Source organism: Acinetobacter sp. YH01024 (assembly GCF_013420195.1).
GTDB classification, from domain to species: Bacteria; Pseudomonadota; Gammaproteobacteria; order Pseudomonadales; family Moraxellaceae; genus Acinetobacter; species Acinetobacter amyesii.
Genome location: NZ_VOYQ01000097.1, coordinates 1 through 2180, shown reverse-complemented (window position 1 = coordinate 2180; position 2180 = coordinate 1). Strand labels below are relative to the sequence as shown.

The window sequence follows — 2180 nt, the reverse complement described above, 5'->3', positions numbered from 1 at the left end:
ACCGCCATCGTGTCGTGATCGGCAAGGATACGCGCCTGTCGGGCTATATGCTTGAACCCGCGCTCACAGCCGGTTTCACCTCGATGGGCATGGACGTATTCCTTTTTGGCCCGCTGCCGACAACGTAATAGGAAGAATAAACGCCCTTTTCACCCAAGTCCAAATTAATTTGCCGATTCCATAATCAGGGTGTATTACAATTCCATAGAGTTTTTCAATCCAGGTGGTTTAGCTGATAACTTAACGATTGATCAGCTTCTTCGTGAAGATTACTCGCCATGGGCGCGCAATAAAAGGATATCTGCCACGTTCAAAGAAGCGCATTTTATTGAAAAATATGGGTCAGGCATCAAACGAATCCAAGAAGGCTTCGCATCCTATGGTCTGCGTCCCCCTGTCTTTGAAAATTTCCAGCACGGTTTTCGAGTTATTGTCTCATCAAAGCTACTTTTCGAATCTAATGAGGGAGTAAGTGAGGGAGTAAATCTACTATTTAATCAGATAAGAACTAATCCAGGAAAGCGTGCACCATTTTTAGTAAACGAGCTATTAGTTCCTGTCAAGATAGTAGAGCGGTGGCTCAAAATCTTAAGAGATGATCATAAAATCGAGTTTCGAGGAGCTCCTAAAAGTGGAGGATACTGGCTAAAATAGAAATCAATGATACTCTTAAGTGGCACCAATCGAACTCCTATTTTAGCATTTAAAAAAGTATCCTCACATCATTTTATTGAACAATACCTAAGGCTGCTCTGGCGGCATTGATATGATTATCGTCGTTGCACTCTACCGCAAAAGCGCCATATGCTAATGGAGCTGCAGCAGCCCTCTCTATAGATTGTTCGTAGAGCCTATCCCATATCGTTCCGCCTTGTTTAGCATACTCCGTTATCAAACTCTTCAGGCTATCCTCTCCAAAAACCGATACGTGACCAGAAAAGTCCAGTGCAGGATCACCCATATGCGCAGTAGACCAATCTATGATACCAGAGGTCTTACCTTCCTTCGAGGTTAAGACATGCCCTGCATAGAGATCGCCATGGATGAAACAAGTGAATTCAGGCCACAAAGGGTCATTGTCCAACCATCTACGGTATCTGTTTTCCAACGGCTCGCTGATACCTATCTCAGATTTCACCAAGTGGATACGGTCAGCTATTTCGGTCCTCAATTCACTTGGAGTCATTATTTTCAAGTTGCTCTTTCTCACATCGTCAGCTGTAATACGATGTAATTCGGCCAATGATTTTGCCAGAGACTCCACATAAGCTATGCTATCGCGATCTATGTTCCAAGAAACCTCATGTGTTATCGCATCGAATGTCAGAGCAGGCGCATCCTCCAGTAAAGGGTAGGCTATTAGGCGCTCCGATACAATTTTCCAATCAGGGACATTGATCGACAGGTTTCTTTTGGCTAAATCCAATATTCTACTTTCATTTTCGATTTGTTCAAGCATATCGCTTCTTCGAGGTATACGGAGTACCCAGTTCTCACCGTTTACTTCCTTTACAAAGGCAACTCTAAAGTCGATGCCCATCTCATTGACGCTCATCTCTTCCGAAATTCTCAGCCCATGCTCTAGGGCTAATGTTTGCATATCTTCGATTGTCATTTCTATACTGTTTTCTTTTATTAAATTGGTACCAGTTCCCCCGACAGGACATTCTGAATGTCATATACAGGTGTAACACTTTACCCATATTCTTTTCGTATGGATAACACTTCCCATCAGGGAACAAAAATCTGATACATGAATTAATTGTGAGACAGTAGACCTACTGTCGCATTGAAGCCATCTCGGCGACTATTTGATTAGGAAAACCAAGGCTTTGCCATCATAGCCTTATCATAGAAGTATAACATAGTTGTAAAGATAGAAAATTATTTTTTATTCATCCATGATGTTATTATTTTATAATAACATCATCTAAACATGTCCTGTCGCTCTTTTGTGCTGTGATATTTCATACCTATTAACTGCTTTCGTTTGAATTATACGACGTTCTACTCACAATAGGGCAAGGGTTACTCATTCCGTAGGATGCGGTTCACGTATAGGAAGAATAAACGCCCTTTTCACCCAAGTCCAACAGCTTTGGACCGCAGTTGACTCTTTCGACACCCCTGCGATGCAACCCAATCCGGCTGACGGGGAGCCAGCAACGCTGAAAATTTAC

At 42.5% G+C, this 2180-nt stretch carries 2 protein-coding genes and 1 pseudogene; 2 read left to right on the top strand and 1 reads right to left on the bottom strand.

Annotated features, from left to right (window positions below; translation table 11 throughout):
* Positions 1 to 122 (top strand): annotated as a pseudogene (locus tag FTT88_RS16980) (hypothetical protein); the annotation flags it as partial.
* A 67-nt stretch (positions 123 to 189) separates the two neighbouring features.
* Entirely contained in the window at positions 190 to 654 is a 465-nt protein-coding gene (locus FTT88_RS16975; protein ID WP_071830580.1) for an ATP-binding protein, read from the top strand.
* A 73-nt stretch (positions 655 to 727) separates the two neighbouring features.
* On the opposite strand, the gene mph is transcribed toward FTT88_RS16975, so the two are convergent.
* The gene (gene mph, locus FTT88_RS16970) at positions 728 to 1615 is read right to left on the bottom strand and encodes an Mph(E)/Mph(G) family macrolide 2'-phosphotransferase (protein ID WP_071830579.1); all 888 of its coding nucleotides are present in this window, start codon (positions 1613 to 1615) and stop codon (positions 728 to 730) included.
* Between the last annotated feature and the right edge of the window lie 565 nt (positions 1616 to 2180).